Below are 16,293 nucleotides of genomic sequence, written 5' to 3'. Positions count from 1 at the left end.
CAAAAAACCAACCACAAGGGACGCAAGAACCGCGCCTCTTCTGCAAGCCTTTGATGAGGGCGTTGGGAAACCTCCGGACAAGTTCCTCCCCTGCTTGCTGGGGAGGTCCGGAGGAGGCATAACTCCTTGTCCGTCAGGTCCCCCCCCAACCTCCCCCATATCATGGGGGAGAATGTGGACTTGTTCAGGGGTTCCTTGGTGCTCGATATTTGGATCGGGCTGGCTTATCTTTGTTTCCATCATGGCAGGCAGGAGCCATAACCTTCTGGGCAGGGTGCTGACACTAGTGCCGATTCGGGCGCCGAAGAGTGTCGTTCACTTTCGGCTGCCATGCAGCTGGTTGCAGATTGCGCGAGACGTTGGCTTTGCATTGTAGAGGTATCTTTATCTTGAAAGATGTAAAAGAAAAAAGCACAAGGTTGCTTCGTTCGATAGAAAGCGTCGGCCTGGGAATAGTTTCGATATCAACATTGATTGCCTTTGGGTTTGAAGTATCCTCCATGCTGGAGGTTGGCAGGGTGTCGCTGGCCGATCTCTTGTTGATGTTCATTTACCTTGAGGTGTTGGCAATGGTTGCAGTGTATCTGGAATCAGGAAAGCTGCCCGTGAGAATGCCTCTCTATATTGCCATCGTGGCTCTGGCAAGATATCTGATTCTGGATATGAAGAATCTGGATACCTGGAGAATACTGGGTATAGGCAGTGCAATTCTGCTGATAGCAGTAACGGTGCTGGTGATCAGATATGGTCACAGCAAGTTTGCATATCTCAATGAAAGTAAATCTGGCCAATCGATAGACGCAGACCCATAGACCTTTCCACCGAACAAGGTGACGCAATACCGGCCTTGTCGCGCCGTTTCCGGTGGCTGCTGCTCTGCTAACATACGCCCCTTTCCCGATCTGCCGACCCGCTCGCCTTGAACGCCGACTCCCTGCCGCGCTTCTTCGACGACTGCCTGATCCGCGATCGCCACGCCCTGCGGCGCATGGCACAGGCGCTGGCGCGCGATCCCGAGGCGGCGGATCTGCGGGCGCGTTTCGAGCAACGCCTGGCGCGCTCGCGTGCCCTGTTCGCGCAGCGTGCCGAGGCCCTGCCGCAGCCGCGCTTTCCCGAAGAACTGCCGGTGGTCGAGCGGCTCGAGGAGATCCGCGAGGTGAACCGCCCCGGGTTTCCCGGAGACTCCATTTCTTGAGAGGATAGAGTCTATGGATACGAGCAAGAGATATTCCCCTGAGGTCCGGGAACGGGCGGTTCGCATGGTGTTTGATCATCAGGGCGAGCATGATTCCCAATGGGCGGCGATGACCTCCATCGCGGCCAAGATCGGCTGTACTGCGCAAATGGGTGAGACAGGCCGAGCGTGATCAAGGACTGCGTGAGGGTCTGACGACGTCGGAGCGCGAGCGGCTCAAGGCCTTGGAACGGGAGAACCGGGAGCTGAGGCGGGCCAACGAGATTCTGAAGACGGCGTCGGCTTTTTTTGCCCAGGCGGAGCTCGACCGCAAACTGAAGAGATGATCGCGTACATCGACGATCACAGGGATCGTTACGGGGTCGAGCCGATCTGCGCGGTGCTGCCGATCGCCCCGTCCACCTACTATGAGCACAAGGCCCGTGAGGCCGATCCACAGCGACTGCCGCGGCGATTGCAGCGGGATCGCGCCCTGTCAGACGAGATTCGACGGATCTGGGAAGAGAACTTCCAGGTGTACGGTGCCAGGAAGGTATGGCGGCAGCTCAACCGGGAAGGCATCGAGGTAGCCCGCTGCACGGTGGAACGTCTGATGCGTGTCATGGGGTTGCGGGGTGTGGTGTGAGGCCGCCGTTGCCGGACAACGATCGGCGACACGACGGCGGAACGACCACTGGACCGGGTGAAGCGGCAGTTTACTGCCACCCGCCCGAATCAGTTGTGGGTGGCGGACATTACCTACGTGGCGACTTGGACAGGGTTTGTCTATGTGGCGTTTGTCGTGGACGTCTATGCCCGACGGATCGTGGGCTGGCGTGTCTCCCGGTCGCTGAAGACCGACCTGGTGCTGGATGCGCTGGAGCAGGCGCTATGGTCGCGCCAGGACACAGAGGGCCTGGTGCACCACAGTGACCGAGGCTGTCAGTACCTGTCGGTGCGCTACACGGAGCGCCTGGCCGGGGCCGGCATTGATGCCTCGGTCGGTAGCCGAGGGGACTCCTATGACAACGCTCTGGCAGAGACGATCAACGGTCTGTACAAGGCCGAGGTTATCTACCGGCGAGGCCCCTGGAAGCATAGGGAGGCGGTCGAATATGCCACTTTGGAGTGGGTGGACTGGTTCAACCACCGGCGGCTGCTGGAGCCTATTGGCAACGTGCCACCGGCGGAGTTGGAAGCGGCGTATTATCGCCAACAGAAAGAGTCTGCCAAGGCGGCCTGACTCAAACAAAACAGTCTCCGGAATATCCGGGGCGGTTCAAGGCCATCGCCGAGCACCAGGTGGTGATCCTCTGTGGCGAGACCGGCTCGGGCAAGTCCACCCAGCTGCCCAAGATCTGCCTGTCGCTGGGGCGTGGGGTGGCCGGGCGCATCGGCCATACCCAGCCGCGGCGCATCGCCGCGCGCAGCCTGGCCGCGCGCATCAGCGAGGAGCTGGAACGCCCGCTGGGCGAGGCGGTGGGCTACAAGGTGCGCTTTGCCGACCGGGTGCAGGACAACACCCATATCAAATTGCTCACCGACGGCATGCTGCTGGCCGAGATCCAGGGCGACCGCTGGCTGAACGAGTACGACACCCTCATCATCGACGAGGCGCACGAGCGCAGCCTGAACATCGATTTCCTGCTGGGCTACCTCAAGCAATTGTTGCCGAAGCGCCCGGACCTGAAGCTGATCGTCACCTCGGCCACCATCGACCCGCAGCGTTTTGCGCGGCACTTCGATGATGTCCCGGTGATCGAGGTCTCGGGCCGCACCTACCCGGTCGATGTCCGCTGCCGGCCGCCGCCCGAGGCCGAGGAGGGCGGGGTGGATCGCCTGCAAGGGCTGCTCGATGCGGTGGACGAGGTGGCCGCCGAGGACCGCGGCGACATCCTGGTGTTCTTCTCGGGTGAGCGCGAGATCCGCGAGGCCGCCGAGCATCTGCGCAAGCATCACCCGCCGTCCACCGAGATCCTGCCGTTGTATGCGCGCCAGAGCCCGAGCGAGCAGGCGCGCATCTTCCATCCCGGCGGCGCGCGGCGCATCGTGCTGTCCACCAACGTGGCCGAGACCTCGCTCACCGTGCCCGGCATCCGCCACGTGATCGACACCGGCCTGGCGCGCATCAGCCGCTATTCGGCGCGCGCCAAGATCCAGCGCCTGCCCATCGAGCCCATCTCGCAGGCCAGCGCCGAGCAGCGCAAGGGGCGCTGCGGCCGGGTGGCGCCCGGGGTGTGCATTCGCCTGTATTCCGAAGAGGATTTCCTCTTGCGCCCGGCCTTCACCGAGCCCGAGATCCAGCGCACCAACCTGGCCGCGGTCATCCTGCAGATGAAGCTGCTGGGTTTCGGCGACATCGAAACCTTTCCCTTCGTCGATGCGCCGGATGCGCGCTACATCAAGGACGGCTACCGCCTGCTGCACGAGATCGGCGCGGTGGACGGTGCGCGCAAGATCACCCGCCTGGGACGCCAGATCGCGCGCCTGCCGGTGGACCCGCGCATCGGCCGCATGCTGCTCGAGGCGGCGCACACCGGCTGCCTGCGTGAGCTGCTGGTGATCGGCGCGGCACTGTCGGTGCAGGACCCGCGCGAACGCCCGCTGGACAAGCAGCAGCAGGCCGACGAGGCGCATGCCCTGTTCGCACACGAGGATTCGGACTTTCTCTCGCTGCTGCAACTCTGGGGCTTTCTGCAGGAGCGCAAGCGCCACCTCACGCGGCGCAAGTTCGAGCGCCTTTGTCGCCAGCACTTCGTCTCCCCGCTGCGCCTGCGCGAATGGGAGGACATCCATCGCCAGCTGCGCGAGCAGATGCACGCCATGGGCTACCGCGACAACAGCGAGCCGGCCAGCTACGAGACCGTCCACCAGGCCATCCTCTCGGGCCTGCTGAGTCACATCGGCCAGCGCGCGCAGGGGCGCGAGCGCGACTACCTGGGCGCGCGCAACAGCCGCTTCCACCTGTTCCCCGGCTCGGTGCTGTTCAAGTCGCGCCCGGCCTGGGTGATGGCCGCCGAGCTGGTGGAGACCACCCGCCTGTATGCGCGCACCGCGGCGCGCATCCAGCCGGAATGGATCGAGCGTCTGGCCGGGCATCTGGTGCGCCGCAGCTATTCCGAACCGCACTGGCAGGCACGGCGGGGGCAGGTGGGGGCCTACGAGAAGGTCACCCTCTATGGCCTGCCCATCGTGCCGCGTCGGCGCGTCAACTACGGGCCGATTGACCCGAAGACCTCGCGCGAGCTGTTCATCCGCTTCGGCTTGGTGGAAGGCGAGCTGCACACCCGCGCGCCCTTCTGGCGCCACAACCAGCGGCTGATCGCCGAGTTGCACGAAGAAGAGGCCAAGGCGCGGCGACGTGACATCCTGGTCGACGAAGAGGCCCTGTACGCCTTCTACGATCAGCGCATCCCCGAGGGCATCTACAGCACCGCCCAGCTCGAGCGCTGGCTGCGCCGCCACAAGGACCCGAAGATCCTGCACCTGCGTCCCGAGGACATCCGCCGTCGCGACCCGGGGCTGGACGAGGCGCAGTTCCCCGACGCGCTGGAACTGCACAGTGCGCGCCTGCCGCTGCGCTACCACTTCGAGCCGGGCAGTGAGGCCGACGGTGTCACCCTGGACCTGCCGTTACCTCTGCTCAACCAGCTCGCGCCGGGGCGCGTGGACTGGCTGGTGCCGGGTCTGCTCGAAGAGAAGATCACCGCCATGATCCGCGGCTTGCCCAAGTCGTTGCGTCGGCATTTCGTGCCCGCGCCCGACTTCGCGCGGCGCGCGCGTGAACGGCTCACCCCGAGCGACACCCCGCTGCGTCAGGCGCTGGCCGAGGTGCTGCACCGGCTCACCGGTGTGCGTATTCCCGAGGATGCCTGGGATGAGGACCGGCTCGACCCCTATCTGCGTCTGCGCATCCGTCTGCTCTCGGCCGACGGCCTGGAAGAACTGGCCGTCTCGCGCGATCTGGCCGCACTGCAACGCGAATGGGGGGAGCGTGCCGCTGCCGGGGCCGGGACCGTGGACGAAGTCTGCCCACTGGCGCGCGAGGGCCTGCGCGACTGGGACTTCGATGACCTGCCCGAGCGCATCGAGACCCGGCGCGACGGCCTCAAGCTGAGCCTGTGGCCGGCGCTGGTGGACGAGGGCGACAGCGTGGCCATTCACTGCCTGGACGCGCAGGCGCGGGCGCAGGAGGCCCACCATGCCGGGGTGCGCCGCCTGCTGATGCTGCGCCTGCGCAGCACCGTCAAGGACCTGCGCCGGCGTATCCCCAACCTGCAGACCCTGCGCCTGCAATACGCCAAGGCACCGGCGGACGCGGGGCAGGGCGGCAAGCCCCCGGCGCTGGAAGAACAGATCCTGGCACTCGCCTTCGACCGGGCCTTCCTTTCCGATGGCGAACTCCCGCGCGACCGCGCCGCCTTCCAGCGCCTGTACGATGCCGGGCGCGAACGGCTGGTCGAGACCTTCGAGCAGACCGTGGAGCTGGTCGCCGACATCCTCGGCCGCTATCAGGCCCTGCGCAAGACGCTATCGGGGCTGAACCAGCTTGCCCTGCTCGCCGCGGCACAGGACATGAATCGGCAGCTCGACGACCTGATCTGGCAGGGCTTTATCGAGCAGGTCCCCGCCGAGCGCTTGCAACAGTACCCACGCTACCTGCGCGCGCTGGAGCGGCGCATCGACAAGCTGCGCTCCGGCGGCCAGGCCCGTGATCAGGCCGCCATGCGCGAGATAGCCGGGCTGCTCGAACGCTGGCGTGTCCGGTATCAGCAGGTCAGGGAAAAGGGCCAGATCGACCCCCGGCTGGAAGCCATCCGCTGGCTGCTCGAAGAACTGCGCATCTCCCTGTTCGCCCAGGAAGTCGGCACTGACGGCCCGGTATCGGTCAAGCGCATCGAAAAGCGTTGGCGGGAGCTGGGCTTGTAGGGCCGGTAGTGGCGCTTTCCTGTCCGGCCTGAACGCTTTTCGTCTCCCGCCGGGTCTCATGAGGACAGAGGTCAACACGGAGAGTCGTCATGCTTGCCATCGTGCGGTGGTTGTCGGTGGGTCTGCTGGCCTGGTCGGCCTGGGCTCTGGCGGGGCATATCGAACCGCCGGAGGGCCGGGAGCCAACCGAGTGGATGGGGCCGCAGTTGTTGAAACCGTCGGAGGCAGGTATCGGGCGACGCATCCCCGACCAGGTGCTGGGCACGGTGTTTGGTGCCAAGGCGTCGTTGCACGATCTGGGCGGGGAGCGCGGCACGGTGATCCTGGTGCGTGATCCGGAATGTCCGGTGTCGCGGATCTACGGGCCGCGGCAGGCGCGCCTGGCGCGTGAATACCAGCCCCTGGGCTTCCATTTCGTGGTGTTGTACCTGAACGACCTGTTGGCACCCGAGGCGATTGCTTCCGATGCGGCGGGTTTCGACGGGCCGGTGGTGTTCATTCGAGGGCATGCCTTCGACCTGGCTCGGGTGCTGGGGGTGCAGAGTACAGGCGATGTGTTCGTGCTGGATGCGGACCAGCGGCTGGTGTTCCGCGGCGCGGTGGACGATCAGTACGGGATCGGCTTCACCCGCGAGGTGGTGACGCGCCGCTATCTGGGTTCGGCGCTGGATGCCCTGCTGCAGGGGCAACCGGCGCCCGTGCCGGCAACGACCGCGCCAGGCTGCTTTATCGATGCGGCCCCCGATGCGCCGTCCGGGATGGAGTACTGGTCACCCGACGAGCAGGCGGGCTGAGCGTACATGGCGTAGAATCCGCGCCGTCTTCATCAATGAAAGCGGAGAAGCCATGACGGCCTGTCATTGTGGTTCTGGCCTGGCCTACGCCGACTGTTGTGGGCCCTTCATTGCCGGCGAACGCCCGGCGCCGACTGCCGAGGCGCTGATGCGTTCGCGCTATTCGGCCTACGTGGTCGAGGCTATCGACTACCTGGGCGAGACCCTGCATCCCGAGCATCGCAGCGACTGGGACCGCGCCGCCACGGCGCGTTGGGCAGCCGCCTCGCAATGGCTGGGGCTGGAGGTGGTGGCCACCGAGGGCGGCGGGCCGGACGAAGAAACCGGCATGGTCGAGTTTATCGCCCGGTTCACCGAAAACGGCCAGCCGCGCCGGCACCACGAGCGCAGCCGCTTCGCGCGGGTGGATGGCCGCTGGTACTACGTGGACGGCGAGATCCCCAAGCCGCAGACCCAGCGCAAGGAAGGGCCCAGGGTAGGGCGCAACGACCCCTGTCCCTGCGGCAGCGGCAAGAAGTTCAAGAAGTGCTGCGGACAGTGAACCGCCCCTTTGCCGAGTCCTGCGAGCAGAACCGGGCGCCCATCCTGGCGGTGCTGCGCGACTGGCTCGGTCCGGAGGTTCGCTCCCTGCTCGAGGTCGGTTCGGGTACCGGGCAGCACGCGGTGTATTTCGCGCCCGAGTTTCCGCATCTGACCTGGCAGCCCAGCGATCGCGCAGAAAACCTGCCGGGCATCCACGCCTGGCGCGATTACCGGCCCAGTCCCAACCTGCTCGCGCCGATCGCGCTGGACGTGGTGCGCGATCCCTGGCCTGTCGGACCGTTCGACGCAGTGTTCAGCGCCAATACCGCGCACATCCTGTACGAGCCCGAAGTCGTGGCCATGTTCGACGGGGCGGGGCGGGTGCTGCGCCCCGGCGGAGTCTTTCTGCTGTACGGGCCTTTCCATATCGACGGGCGGCCTACCGCGCCGAGCAATGCCCGTTTCGACCAGTGGCTGCGCGCGCAGGATCCGGGCATGGGGGTGCGCGATGTTGCCTGGCTGCGGGAGCTGGGGCAGCGGGCCGGGTTGGCGCTGACGCAAACCGTCGACATGCCCGCCGACAACAAGATCCTGTGCTGGACCCGGGAGCCCGCGGTCACGGACTGAAGGGGAAGGCCGTCACACCTGGGCGTGCCGCTCAAGCAATCTCGTGCCTGGCCGATGGCATTCCGGCGGGGGGCTTGCTAGGCTTCTCGCAGGTGTCCGGTAATGGCGCCCGAGGAATCAGTGTCTTGCAACAGCATCTTGAAGTGAAACATGGGTAGCGCGTCCTGGTCTGCCGCTGTGCTTGCCGCCAGCCTCTTGTTGTTGGGGGGAGCGGTGTCGGCCGACATCTACAAGTACCGGGACTACGACGGTCACATCTACCTGACCGACAAGCCCATGAAGGGCCAGTACAAGCTGCTCAAGCGCTACCGCACGCCGAAGAAGAAGTCTCGCCGTGCAGGGGGGTGATTCACTGGCCGCGCTGGAGCGTCGGCGCAAGGCGCTCCGCCCCTTGATCGATGCGGCCGCGCGTGCCGAGCGCCTGCGGCCCGAGCTGGTGCACGCGGTGGTCCGGGCAGAATCGGCCTATCGTGCCGATGCCGTCTCTTCCAGGGGCGCGCGCGGGTTGATGCAGTTGATGCCGGAGACGGCCCGCCAGTTGGGGGTGACCGATCCGTACGACCCCCGCCAGAACCTGCGTGGTGGCACACGCTATCTGCGGCAGTTGCTCGAGCGTTTCGATTTCGATCTGCGGCTGGCGCTGGCGGCCTACAATGCCGGCGAGAGCGCGGTCGCCCAGTACGGCAACCGGGTGCCGCCGTTCCCGGAAACGCAGGACTACGTCGAGAAGGTGCTGCGCTACTACAAGGAATACCGCGCCGCCGCGCAGCTCGCCCGGCGCTGAGCCGGCTCAGTCCTCGCCGATCACCCGCTCTTCGCGCGGGACGCTCAACAGCTTTTCTGCCTCCACCTGCGTCTTGGCGAAGATCATCCGGCATTCGCGGTGGGGATTGCTGCGGTCCATGCCGGCACGAATCTCGCGCGCCAGGGCACGAGCCTCGCGGTAGTTGTCCTTGGTGTCGATGTATTCCAGCTTCTTGGTGTTGTTGTCCGGATTGACGGTGACGTAATACACGAAATAGGGCATGGCGTTGTCGCTTTGGTTCGGCTGTTGAGTGATTGCCTGGAGCGCCCTGAACACGGCGCCTTCGTTCTCCTCCCCCACGCGTGGGAGAGGTCGGGAGGGGGAATCCAGGCTGACGTTGACTCTCATCTCCCCGCAAGCGGGGCAAGGGAATCGATCATTGGTCGTCTAGCCTAGCACGCGGCCGTGAAGGCAAAAACCCGCGAAAGCGTCTGGCGTACGGGGTATGACACTTCACTGGTGCCGGGCGGTTTCAACAAGACAGCGCCTGTCGTAGCCTCCAGCAGGCTGGTCGCAAGGTGGAGAACGAGGTGATCATGCGCGTGATCGAGCAGGATGATGTACAGAGTAACCCGCTGCTGGCCTTGGGGCTGGCGGTGTTCGCCCTGCTGGGGGTGGCCGGGACCTGGTTGTTCCCGGCGGTCCCCGAGCCTGCCGAACCGCGGGTAGAGGGCGACTCGAAGCCGGTGCCGGCTGCCAGGGATGAGCCGGCACCGGCCGTGTCGCATGGGGTCGGGACGGCCGGCGAGACGCTGTCGACCGAGCCGGTCGCCGCTGCACCGAAAACAGCGGCTCCGGTCGCCGCCGAGGCTGTGGCAGGTGGCGCGGCGCCGGCGCAATCCGCATTGCCGTCGACCTCGAGCGCCGCAGCCGACGACGCCCCCCGTTACCGTCCACCCGCGGCCTGGACCACGCCCCCGCAGGTGCCCGCCTGGCCCCGTGACTGGGGATCGCCCTCGGCCCCTGGCGGTCCCGGCTACTGGCCGGGCTACGGCATGGACCCGCGCGCGGCCTATCCGCCGTCGCGCTGAACCCTTGCGGCGGGGGATGCCCGTTCGCGGCGGAGACGCCGCTCCCACAGGTGGTGTAGGAGGCCCGTCCTCGGGCCGAACATTCGCGGCGAGGACGCCGCTCCCACCTGTCGGAGGCCCGTCCCCGGGCCGAACATTCGCGGCGAGGACGCCGCTCCCACCTGTCGGAGGCCCGTCCCCGGGCCGAACATTCGCGGCGAGGACGCCGCTCCCACAGGTGGTGTAGGAGGCCCGTCCCCGGGCCGAATATTCGCGGCGAGGACGCCACTCCTACGGGGGGTGAACTTCCCCGGCGATCCATGACGCCAGCCGTCGCTCACCCCAGTAATCGGCTCGCCAGGGCCAGCGGCCCGTGACGAAACCCATGTGACCGCCGCGAGGCGCGATCTCCAGGCGCACGCACTCGGGCAGTTCTTCGGCGTCGGGCGCGGTGTGCGGGAACATGAAGGGGTCGTCCAGCGCGTGCAGGATCAGCGTGGGGATGCGGATCTTCGGGATGAACTGGCGGCTGCTCGCCTGCTGGTAGTAGTCGTCTACCCCGGCGAAGCCGTGCAGGGGGGCGGTCACCTGGTCGTCGAAGGCGTGAAAGCTGCGCAAGCGGCGCACCTCGACCGACAGCGGACAGCTCAGGCGGGCGAACTTGCGCTCGAAGCTGCGTTGCAGGTGGCCGATCAGGTGGCGTTCGTACAGGCGGGACAGGCCCTGGCGCAGGCGCCGGGCCGCGTGATCGAGCACGAAAGGCACCGACATCACCGCCGCGCGGCGCAGCGGGACCGCCTCACCCAGTTCTCCCAGCAGCTTGAGCAGCACGTTGCCGCCGAGCGAGACGCCGACTGCCCCGAACACTTCGCCCCGTTCGTGCAGGTGGTGGATCAGCCACAGCGGGTCGTCGGTCTTGCCGCTGTGGTAGGCGATCGGCAGCCAGTTGGGTTCGCCCGAGCAACCGCGAAAGTGCATCAGGCAGGCGCGAAAGCCCCGGCGGCCCAGCTCGCGCAGGATGCCGCGCGCATAGTGGGAATGGATGCTGCCTTCCAGGCCGTGCAGGAACAGCACCATGGGCCCGTCGCGAGGCCCGTGCCAGCAGAGGTCGATGAAGTCGCCGTCGGGCAGGGAGACCCGTTCCCATTCGAGCGCGATGCGCGGACCGCGCCGGAACAGGGTGGGCCACAGGGTCTGGGCGTGCGCGCCGCGCAGCCACCAGGCTGGCCGGAACTCACTTTGTACCCGGGGCATGTTCCTGGCGCCGGTAGAGTCGGGCATAGAGACCGCCGCCCTGGATCAGCTGTTCGTGGCTGCCGTCCTCGACGATCTGGCCGTTCTCGAACACCAGGGCGCAATCGCCAGGCGTTGCCGCTGCCCACCCGAGAGGCGCACGCCGTCGCGGCCGATGTGTGTCTCCAGTCCGTCGTCCAGGTGGCGTACCACCTCGGCGAGCTGGGCGATCTCCAGTGCCTGCCACAGGTGTTCCTCGGGCAGCTCGCGTCCCAGGGTGAGGTTGGCGCGGATACTGTCGTTGAACAGTGCAGGCTGCTGCAGCACGGTGGCCACGTGTTCGCGCACCACGTCCAGGCCGATGCGTTCCACCGGCACGCCGTCGTAACGGACGGTACCCTGCTGCGGTATGTACAGGCCCAACAGGATCTGCACCAGGGTGGTCTTGCCGCCGCCGCTGGCGCCGACCAGCGCGACCTTCTCGCCGGCGGCGATGCGCAGGTTCAGGTGATTGAGCACCGGGGTCTCGCCGTCGTAGCTGAAACACAGGTCCTCGACCTCGATACTGGTGCTCAGGCGGCCTGCGAAGGGATTTTCGAGGTGGGGGTAATGCGGCTCCAGCCCCACGTCCATGAGCTTGTTGATGCGCCCGAGGGCGGCGCGCGCGGCATGCAGGGCGTACTGGATGTTCAGGATCTCCTGCACCGGGCTCATCATGAACCACAGGTAAGCATATACCGCCAGCATCTCGCCGATGGTCAGCCCCGAGTAGAGCACCATGATCATCGACAGGGAGCGGAAGGCGTCGAAGCCGAACAGGAATACCATGAACGACAGCCGGTTGGCGGCGTCGCTGCGCCAGGTGAAGCTGGCCGAACGGTCGCGGATGCCGGCGGCTGCCTCGATCACCCGCCGGATGTAATTCCGCTCGCGGTTGGCCGCGCGGATCTCGGCGATGGCGTCCAGCGTCTCGGCCAGGGTTTCCTGGAAGGCCTGCCAGGCGCGGTTTTCCTGTTGCTTGAGGTGCTTGACCTTCTGCCCGAAGCGGGTGGTGATCCAGATCACCACCGGGTTGAGCAACAGGATGAACAACGCCAGTTGCCAGTGCATCCACAGCAGCACCAGCGCGGTGCCGACCACGCTGAGCACGGCCACCACGAACTTGCTGGTGGTTTGGCTGACGAACTGGTCGATCGCATCCAGGTCGGTCACCAGGTGCGAGGCCACGGTGCCCGAGCCCAGCAGTTCGTATTTACTCATGGAGAATCGTTGCAGGCGCTCGAGCAGGTCGCGGCGTATGCGAAAGATCACTTCCTTGGAGATCAGCGTGAATTCTCGTGTCTGCCAGACGTTGAACACCAGTGTCAGAAAGCGCAGAAACAACGTCAGCAGCAGGATGGCGCTAATATAGAGCACCGGTCCCTGCCAGGCCTCGGGAAAGAGGCGCTGCATCAGGGCCACGGTGGCGCCGGGCTGGTCGAGCAGTACCTCGTCGACCAGCAGCGGGATCAGCAGGGGCACCGGCACCGAGACCAGGGCGCCGAGCACGGCGATCAGGTTGGCGGCCACCAGTTCGCGCCGGTGGCGGGTAATCATGGTGAGCAGTTCCGATAGGGTGTAGGTCTCGGAACGCAGAGCGGAGACGACAGGAGTGGGCATGAGGGCAGTATCCGGGGGCAGGGCAGGCAATTCAAGCGGTGCCAGGTGGTTGTGGTGGCTGGCGTGGCTGCTGCTGGCAGGGCCGGTGCTGGCCGGCGGCCTGTCGCTGGACGGTGATTTTACCCAGGGGGGCATGGCCGTCGGTCGTGGCCTGCCGCAGGGCGCGAAGGTCTGGCAGGACGGCAGGCCGGTGGATGTGGGGCCTGGCGGGATCTTCCTGCTGGGGTTTGCGCGCGATGCCAAGCCGGTCTCGGAGCTCAGGATCCGCTATCCCGACGGCCACGAGGAGAAACGCCGGCTGAAGATTGCCCGGCGCCAGTTCCGCATCCAGCGTATCAATGGCCTGCCTGCCAACAAGGTCACGCCGCGGACCGAGGCCGAACTGGCGCGTATCCGCCGCGAGACGGCGGCGGTGAAGAAGGCGCGACGCATCCTCAGGGAACGCGCCGATTTTCTGCAGGGTTTCACCTGGCCGGTGGAAGGCCCCATCTCGGGCACCTATGGCAGCCAGCGCGTCCTCAATGGCAAGCCCCGGCGACCACACTACGGCGTGGACATCGCCCGGCCCAAGGGGACCACGGTGGTGGCCCCGGCCGACGGGGTGGTGATCTTCGCCGATCCGGACCTGTTCTTCTCGGGCGGCACCCTGATCATCGATCATGGCCTGCGTCTGAACACTTCCTACCTGCACCTGAGCAAGCTGCTGGTCAAGGTCGGTGATCGGGTCAGAAAGGGCCAGCCCATCGCCGAGATCGGTGCCACCGGGCGCGCCACCGGGCCGCACCTGCATTGGGGCGCCAACTTGCGCGATGTACGCATCGATCCGCAATTGCTGGTGCCGCCGATGTCGCGACAGGTAGTTGAAGTGGGACGTAAGTAGCGTACCATAAACAAAATTATGTACACATAAAATATATGGAATAATGAGCATGAAGAAGCTGTTGACGGTGATGGGCATGCTGGCGCTGTCCCTGAGTGCCCAGGCGGACGATCTGTTGAGCCTCTATCAAAGGGCAGCCCAGAACGACCCCGTGATCCGCGCCGCCCGTGCGAGCCGTGATGCCGGCCACGAGGCCGAACCCCTGGCGCGGGCCAATCTGCTGCCCAACGCCAATCTGAGCGGCAATCTCGACTACACCTCGCAGGACGTGCAGGGTGCGCCGAATGACGACTACGCCAGCAATGCGCTCACCGTGCAGGTGGTGCAGCCGTTGTTTCGCCAGGACCGCCGGGTCGCCCTGTCGCAGGCGCGCGATCAGGTGAAGCAGGCCGATGCTGACTATACGGCTGCCGAGCAGGGCTTGATCCTGCGCCTGGCCGAGGCCTATTTCGGCGTGCTCTCGGCGCGCGAGAACCTGGTGTTCACGCAGGCCGAAAAGAAGGCCATCGCACGTCAGCTCGAGCAGGCGAAGGAGCGCTTCGAGGTTGCCCAGGTGGCGATCACCGACGTGCACGAGGCGCAGGCACGCTTCGACCAGTCCAAGGCCAGCGAGATCACCGCGCGCAACGCCGTGGACAATGCGCTGGAGGCACTGCGCCAGGTGGTCGCCGATGCCCCATCCCAGCTGGACGACCTGAAGGACGAGTTGCGATTGCTGCCGCCGAACCCGGCCAGCCTCGATGCCTGGAGCGAACTGGCGTTGCAGCACAACCCGGCGGTGCAGTCGGCGCGACTGGCCAACGAGGTGGCGCGCAAGGAGATTGCGCGGCGGCGCGCACTGCGTTATCCCACGCTGGCCTGGTCGGCGTCCCTGGGACGCTCACGCACCGATGCGGTGGGCGGACGTGACCTGGACACCCGCACCATCGGCCTGCAGCTGGCGGTGCCGCTGTACACTGGCGGGGCGCTGGTAACCGGTGCCCGCCAGGCGCGGCACCAGTTCATCGCGGCGCAGGAGAGCCTCGATGCCAAGCGTCGCGAGGTGGTGCGCCAGGTGCGTGACGCCTATCGTGGTATCCAGGCGGCGATCAGCCGCGTGGCCGCGCTCAAGGCCACGGTGCGCTCGGCACTCAGCGCCCTGGAGGCCACCGAGGCCGGTTTCGAGGCCGGTACCCGGACTCTGGTCGATGTGCTCAACAGCCAGAGCGAGCTGTTCCGCGCGCGGCGCGACTATGCTCAGGCGCGTTACGATTATGTGTTGAGCACCCTGCGCCTGCTGAGCGCTGCCGGCACCCTGTCGGTGGAGGATGTGAAGCGGGTCAATACCTGGCTCAAGCACTGACGGAACCCCTGAAGAAAGTCCACATGCTCCCACCATGAAATGGGGGTAAGAGGGGGCTTTCGCACCAGGGGCCACGCCCCCTCCCGACCTCCCCCGCAAGCGGGGGAGAGACTTGATCGAAGATCTCCCGGACTTGCTCGTGTGCGGGCGCCGCGTTCAGTCGCGGCGCTCGTAGTTGCGATGGGCGAACATCAGGGTGGTGATCTGTTCGGATACCAGGCCGATCATGAAGGTCAGCAGCGAGGTGGTGTAGAGCAGGGCGCTCATGTTGGTGAAGCGTCCCTCGGTGAGCAGGGTATAGGCATACCAGACCGAGGCGGCGACGAACAGCACCAGGCTGAGCGGGGCGAACAGCTTGAGTGGCGAGTACAGGGTGCCGATCTTGAAGATGATCAGCAGGAAGCGCAGTCCTTCGCGCCAGATGTTCAGGTGGCTTGTGCCGGTGCGGGCGCGCACGTCCACCGGTTCGTAGGCCACCGAGTAGCCGGAGCGGAAGAAGGCCATGGTCGAGGTGGTGGGATAGGAAAAGCCGTTGGGTAACAGGTGCAGGAACTCGCGAAAGCGGTCGGCGCGCACCACTCGCAGGCCGCTGGTCAGGTCCAGGACGCGGTGTCCGGTCATCCAGCTTGCCAACAGGTTGAAGATACGGTTGCCCAGGCCGCGCAACAGGCCGGCCTGCCCCGCGCTGTTGCGCGCGCCGACCAGCATGTCCAGGTCCTCGGTGTGGAAGCGCTCGAGCAGGTGCTCGACGTGTTCCGGCAGGTGCTGGCCGTCGGCGTCCATGAACACGAGGGTTTCACCCCTGGCGTGCCGCGCGCCGTCCTTGACTGCCGCGCCATTGCCCATGTTGTAGGGATGGCGGATGCAGCGGACGTCGAGCTCCTTGCGGAGCGTTGCGGTGTCATCCGTGGAGCCGTCGTCCACCACCAGGATCTCGGCCGACGGAAAGCGCTGTTTCAATTCGGGCAGCAGCTCGCGCAGGGAGGCCGCCTCGTTGAGCGCCGGGATGACGATGCTCAACCCGGCAGAAGTCCCTTCCTTATCGGTCACGATACAGCCCTCGTCTGAAAATCAGACAGGCGGGCAACTCTAAGTTGCCGACCGGCGCTTGTCGAGGGATCCGTTTCCGCTTGTCGGCCCGAAACTGTAGCTCTCTCACTACACCACAGGCGGGTGGCCGGAGAGTACGCTGCAGATCGCAGACCGGCCGCGCTGCCACTCCCATGCATGAGGGCGGTTGGTCGGAGGGGCCACCCGGCATGCCAGGCATCGACACCTGCGTCATCCTGGACGGAACAAGATGTGATTTCGCGTGAAA

The 16,293-nt window shown here is 66.0% G+C and carries 14 protein-coding genes, 2 pseudogenes and 1 other annotated feature; of the genes and pseudogenes, 12 read left to right on the top strand and 4 right to left on the bottom strand.

All coding sequences use genetic code 11. The features are described 5' to 3' along the window. Window positions 1–389: 389 nt before the first annotated feature. From EBS_RS06935 to EBS_RS06890, 9 genes and pseudogenes are all read left to right on the top strand, one after another. The gene (locus EBS_RS06935) at window positions 390–812 is read left to right on the top strand and encodes a phosphate-starvation-inducible protein PsiE (RefSeq protein WP_043109399.1); all 423 of its coding nucleotides are present in this window, start codon (window positions 390–392) and stop codon (window positions 810–812) included. Window positions 813–919: 107 nt separating this feature from the next. Continuing rightward, window positions 920–1,195 (top strand): hypothetical protein, encoded by a 276-nt coding sequence (locus EBS_RS06930; RefSeq protein WP_043107959.1) that lies wholly within the window; start codon window positions 920–922, stop codon window positions 1,193–1,195. A gap of 13 nt (window positions 1,196–1,208) precedes the next feature. Further along, window positions 1,209–2,417: pseudogene (locus EBS_RS13625) on the top strand (IS3 family transposase). After that, window positions 1,476–1,592, top strand: a sequence feature (AL1L pseudoknot). (Overlaps the previous pseudogene by 117 nt.) Then, window positions 2,303–6,103, top strand: coding sequence for an ATP-dependent RNA helicase HrpA (gene hrpA / locus EBS_RS06915; protein WP_148307691.1), 3,801 nt, complete (start codon window positions 2,303–2,305; stop codon window positions 6,101–6,103). Before EBS_RS13625 ends, hrpA begins: the two are co-directional and overlap by 115 nt. Window positions 6,104–6,192: 89 nt before the next feature. Further along, a complete protein-coding gene (locus tag EBS_RS14265; protein ID WP_043107958.1) occupies window positions 6,193–6,897 on the top strand; it encodes a thioredoxin domain-containing protein in 705 nt (234 codons plus the stop codon). A gap of 52 nt (window positions 6,898–6,949) precedes the next feature. Then, complete coding sequence (locus tag EBS_RS06905; protein WP_043107956.1) at window positions 6,950–7,438, top strand: YchJ family protein; 489 nt, start codon at window positions 6,950–6,952, stop codon at window positions 7,436–7,438. Further along, complete coding sequence (locus tag EBS_RS06900; RefSeq protein WP_043109395.1) at window positions 7,426–8,046, top strand: DUF938 domain-containing protein; 621 nt, start codon at window positions 7,426–7,428, stop codon at window positions 8,044–8,046. The genes EBS_RS06905 and EBS_RS06900 overlap by 13 nt, the downstream gene beginning before the upstream one ends. A 213-nt stretch (window positions 8,047–8,259) precedes the next feature. Beyond that, window positions 8,260–8,394 (top strand): hypothetical protein, encoded by a 135-nt coding sequence (locus EBS_RS14005; protein ID WP_171816206.1) that lies wholly within the window; start codon window positions 8,260–8,262, stop codon window positions 8,392–8,394. Continuing rightward, window positions 8,381–8,830: a lytic transglycosylase domain-containing protein gene (locus tag EBS_RS06890; protein WP_148307690.1), complete on the top strand. Its 450-nt coding sequence runs from the start codon at window positions 8,381–8,383 to the stop codon at window positions 8,828–8,830. Before EBS_RS14005 ends, EBS_RS06890 begins: the two co-directional genes overlap by 14 nt. Before the next feature lie 6 nt (window positions 8,831–8,836). Here the strand turns inward: EBS_RS06890 and EBS_RS06885 are convergent, their stop codons facing one another. Further along, the gene (locus EBS_RS06885; protein ID WP_043109393.1) at window positions 8,837–9,073 is read right to left on the bottom strand and encodes a hypothetical protein; all 237 of its coding nucleotides are present in this window, start codon (window positions 9,071–9,073) and stop codon (window positions 8,837–8,839) included. Between the two features lie 308 nt (window positions 9,074–9,381). On the opposite strand from EBS_RS06885, the gene EBS_RS06880 reads away from it, so the two are divergent. Then, window positions 9,382–9,882, top strand: a complete 501-nt coding sequence (locus tag EBS_RS06880) for a hypothetical protein (protein ID WP_148307689.1) — start codon at window positions 9,382–9,384, stop codon at window positions 9,880–9,882. A 270-nt stretch (window positions 9,883–10,152) separates the two neighbouring features. Here EBS_RS06880 and EBS_RS06875 read toward each other — a convergent pair whose 3' ends face one another. Then, complete coding sequence (locus tag EBS_RS06875) at window positions 10,153–11,142, bottom strand: hydrolase (protein ID WP_231892778.1); 990 nt, start codon at window positions 11,140–11,142, stop codon at window positions 10,153–10,155. Next, window positions 11,096–12,753 (bottom strand): annotated as a pseudogene (locus EBS_RS06870) (ABC transporter ATP-binding protein). The gene EBS_RS06875 and the pseudogene EBS_RS06870 overlap by 47 nt, the downstream one beginning before the upstream one ends. 49 nt (window positions 12,754–12,802) lie before the next feature. On the opposite strand from EBS_RS06870, the gene EBS_RS06865 reads away from it, so the two are divergent. Both EBS_RS06865 and EBS_RS06860 read left to right on the top strand, forming a co-directional pair. Beyond that, complete coding sequence (locus tag EBS_RS06865; protein WP_231892777.1) at window positions 12,803–13,633, top strand: M23 family metallopeptidase; 831 nt, start codon at window positions 12,803–12,805, stop codon at window positions 13,631–13,633. 49 nt (window positions 13,634–13,682) lie between these two features. After that, window positions 13,683–14,975: a TolC family outer membrane protein gene (locus EBS_RS06860; RefSeq protein WP_171816205.1), complete on the top strand. Its 1,293-nt coding sequence runs from the start codon at window positions 13,683–13,685 to the stop codon at window positions 14,973–14,975. Between the two features lie 156 nt (window positions 14,976–15,131). On the opposite strand, the gene EBS_RS06855 is transcribed toward EBS_RS06860, so the two are convergent. Then, on the bottom strand, window positions 15,132–16,025 hold the full coding sequence (locus tag EBS_RS06855; RefSeq protein ID WP_070104722.1) for a glycosyltransferase family 2 protein: 894 nt from the start codon (window positions 16,023–16,025) through the stop codon (window positions 15,132–15,134). Window positions 16,026–16,293: the final 268 nt, after the last annotated feature.

This window comes from endosymbiont of unidentified scaly snail isolate Monju (genome assembly GCF_000801295.1).
In the GTDB taxonomy this organism is placed as follows: Bacteria; Pseudomonadota; Gammaproteobacteria; order Chromatiales; family Chromatiaceae; genus MONJU.
Note: the sequence above shows the minus strand (reverse complement) of the source record. Positions and strands in the feature narration are given on the sequence as shown.

What these genes read in the sequence shown, in the direction of transcription:
- EBS_RS06860 (WP_171816205.1), top strand. Translation starts at nt 13,683, where the DNA reads ATGAAGAAGCTGTTGACGGTGATGGGCATGCTGGCGCTGTCCCTGAGT.
- EBS_RS14265 (WP_043107958.1), top strand. Translation starts at nt 6,193, where the DNA reads ATGCTTGCCATCGTGCGGTGGTTGTCGGTGGGTCTGCTGGCCTGGTCG.
- EBS_RS06875 (WP_231892778.1), bottom strand. Translation starts at nt 11,142, where the DNA reads ATGCCCGACTCTACCGGCGCCAGGAACATGCCCCGGGTACAAAGTGAG.
- EBS_RS06885 (WP_043109393.1), bottom strand. Translation starts at nt 9,073, where the DNA reads ATGCCCTATTTCGTGTATTACGTCACCGTCAATCCGGACAACAACACC.
- EBS_RS06905 (WP_043107956.1), top strand. Translation starts at nt 6,950, where the DNA reads ATGACGGCCTGTCATTGTGGTTCTGGCCTGGCCTACGCCGACTGTTGT.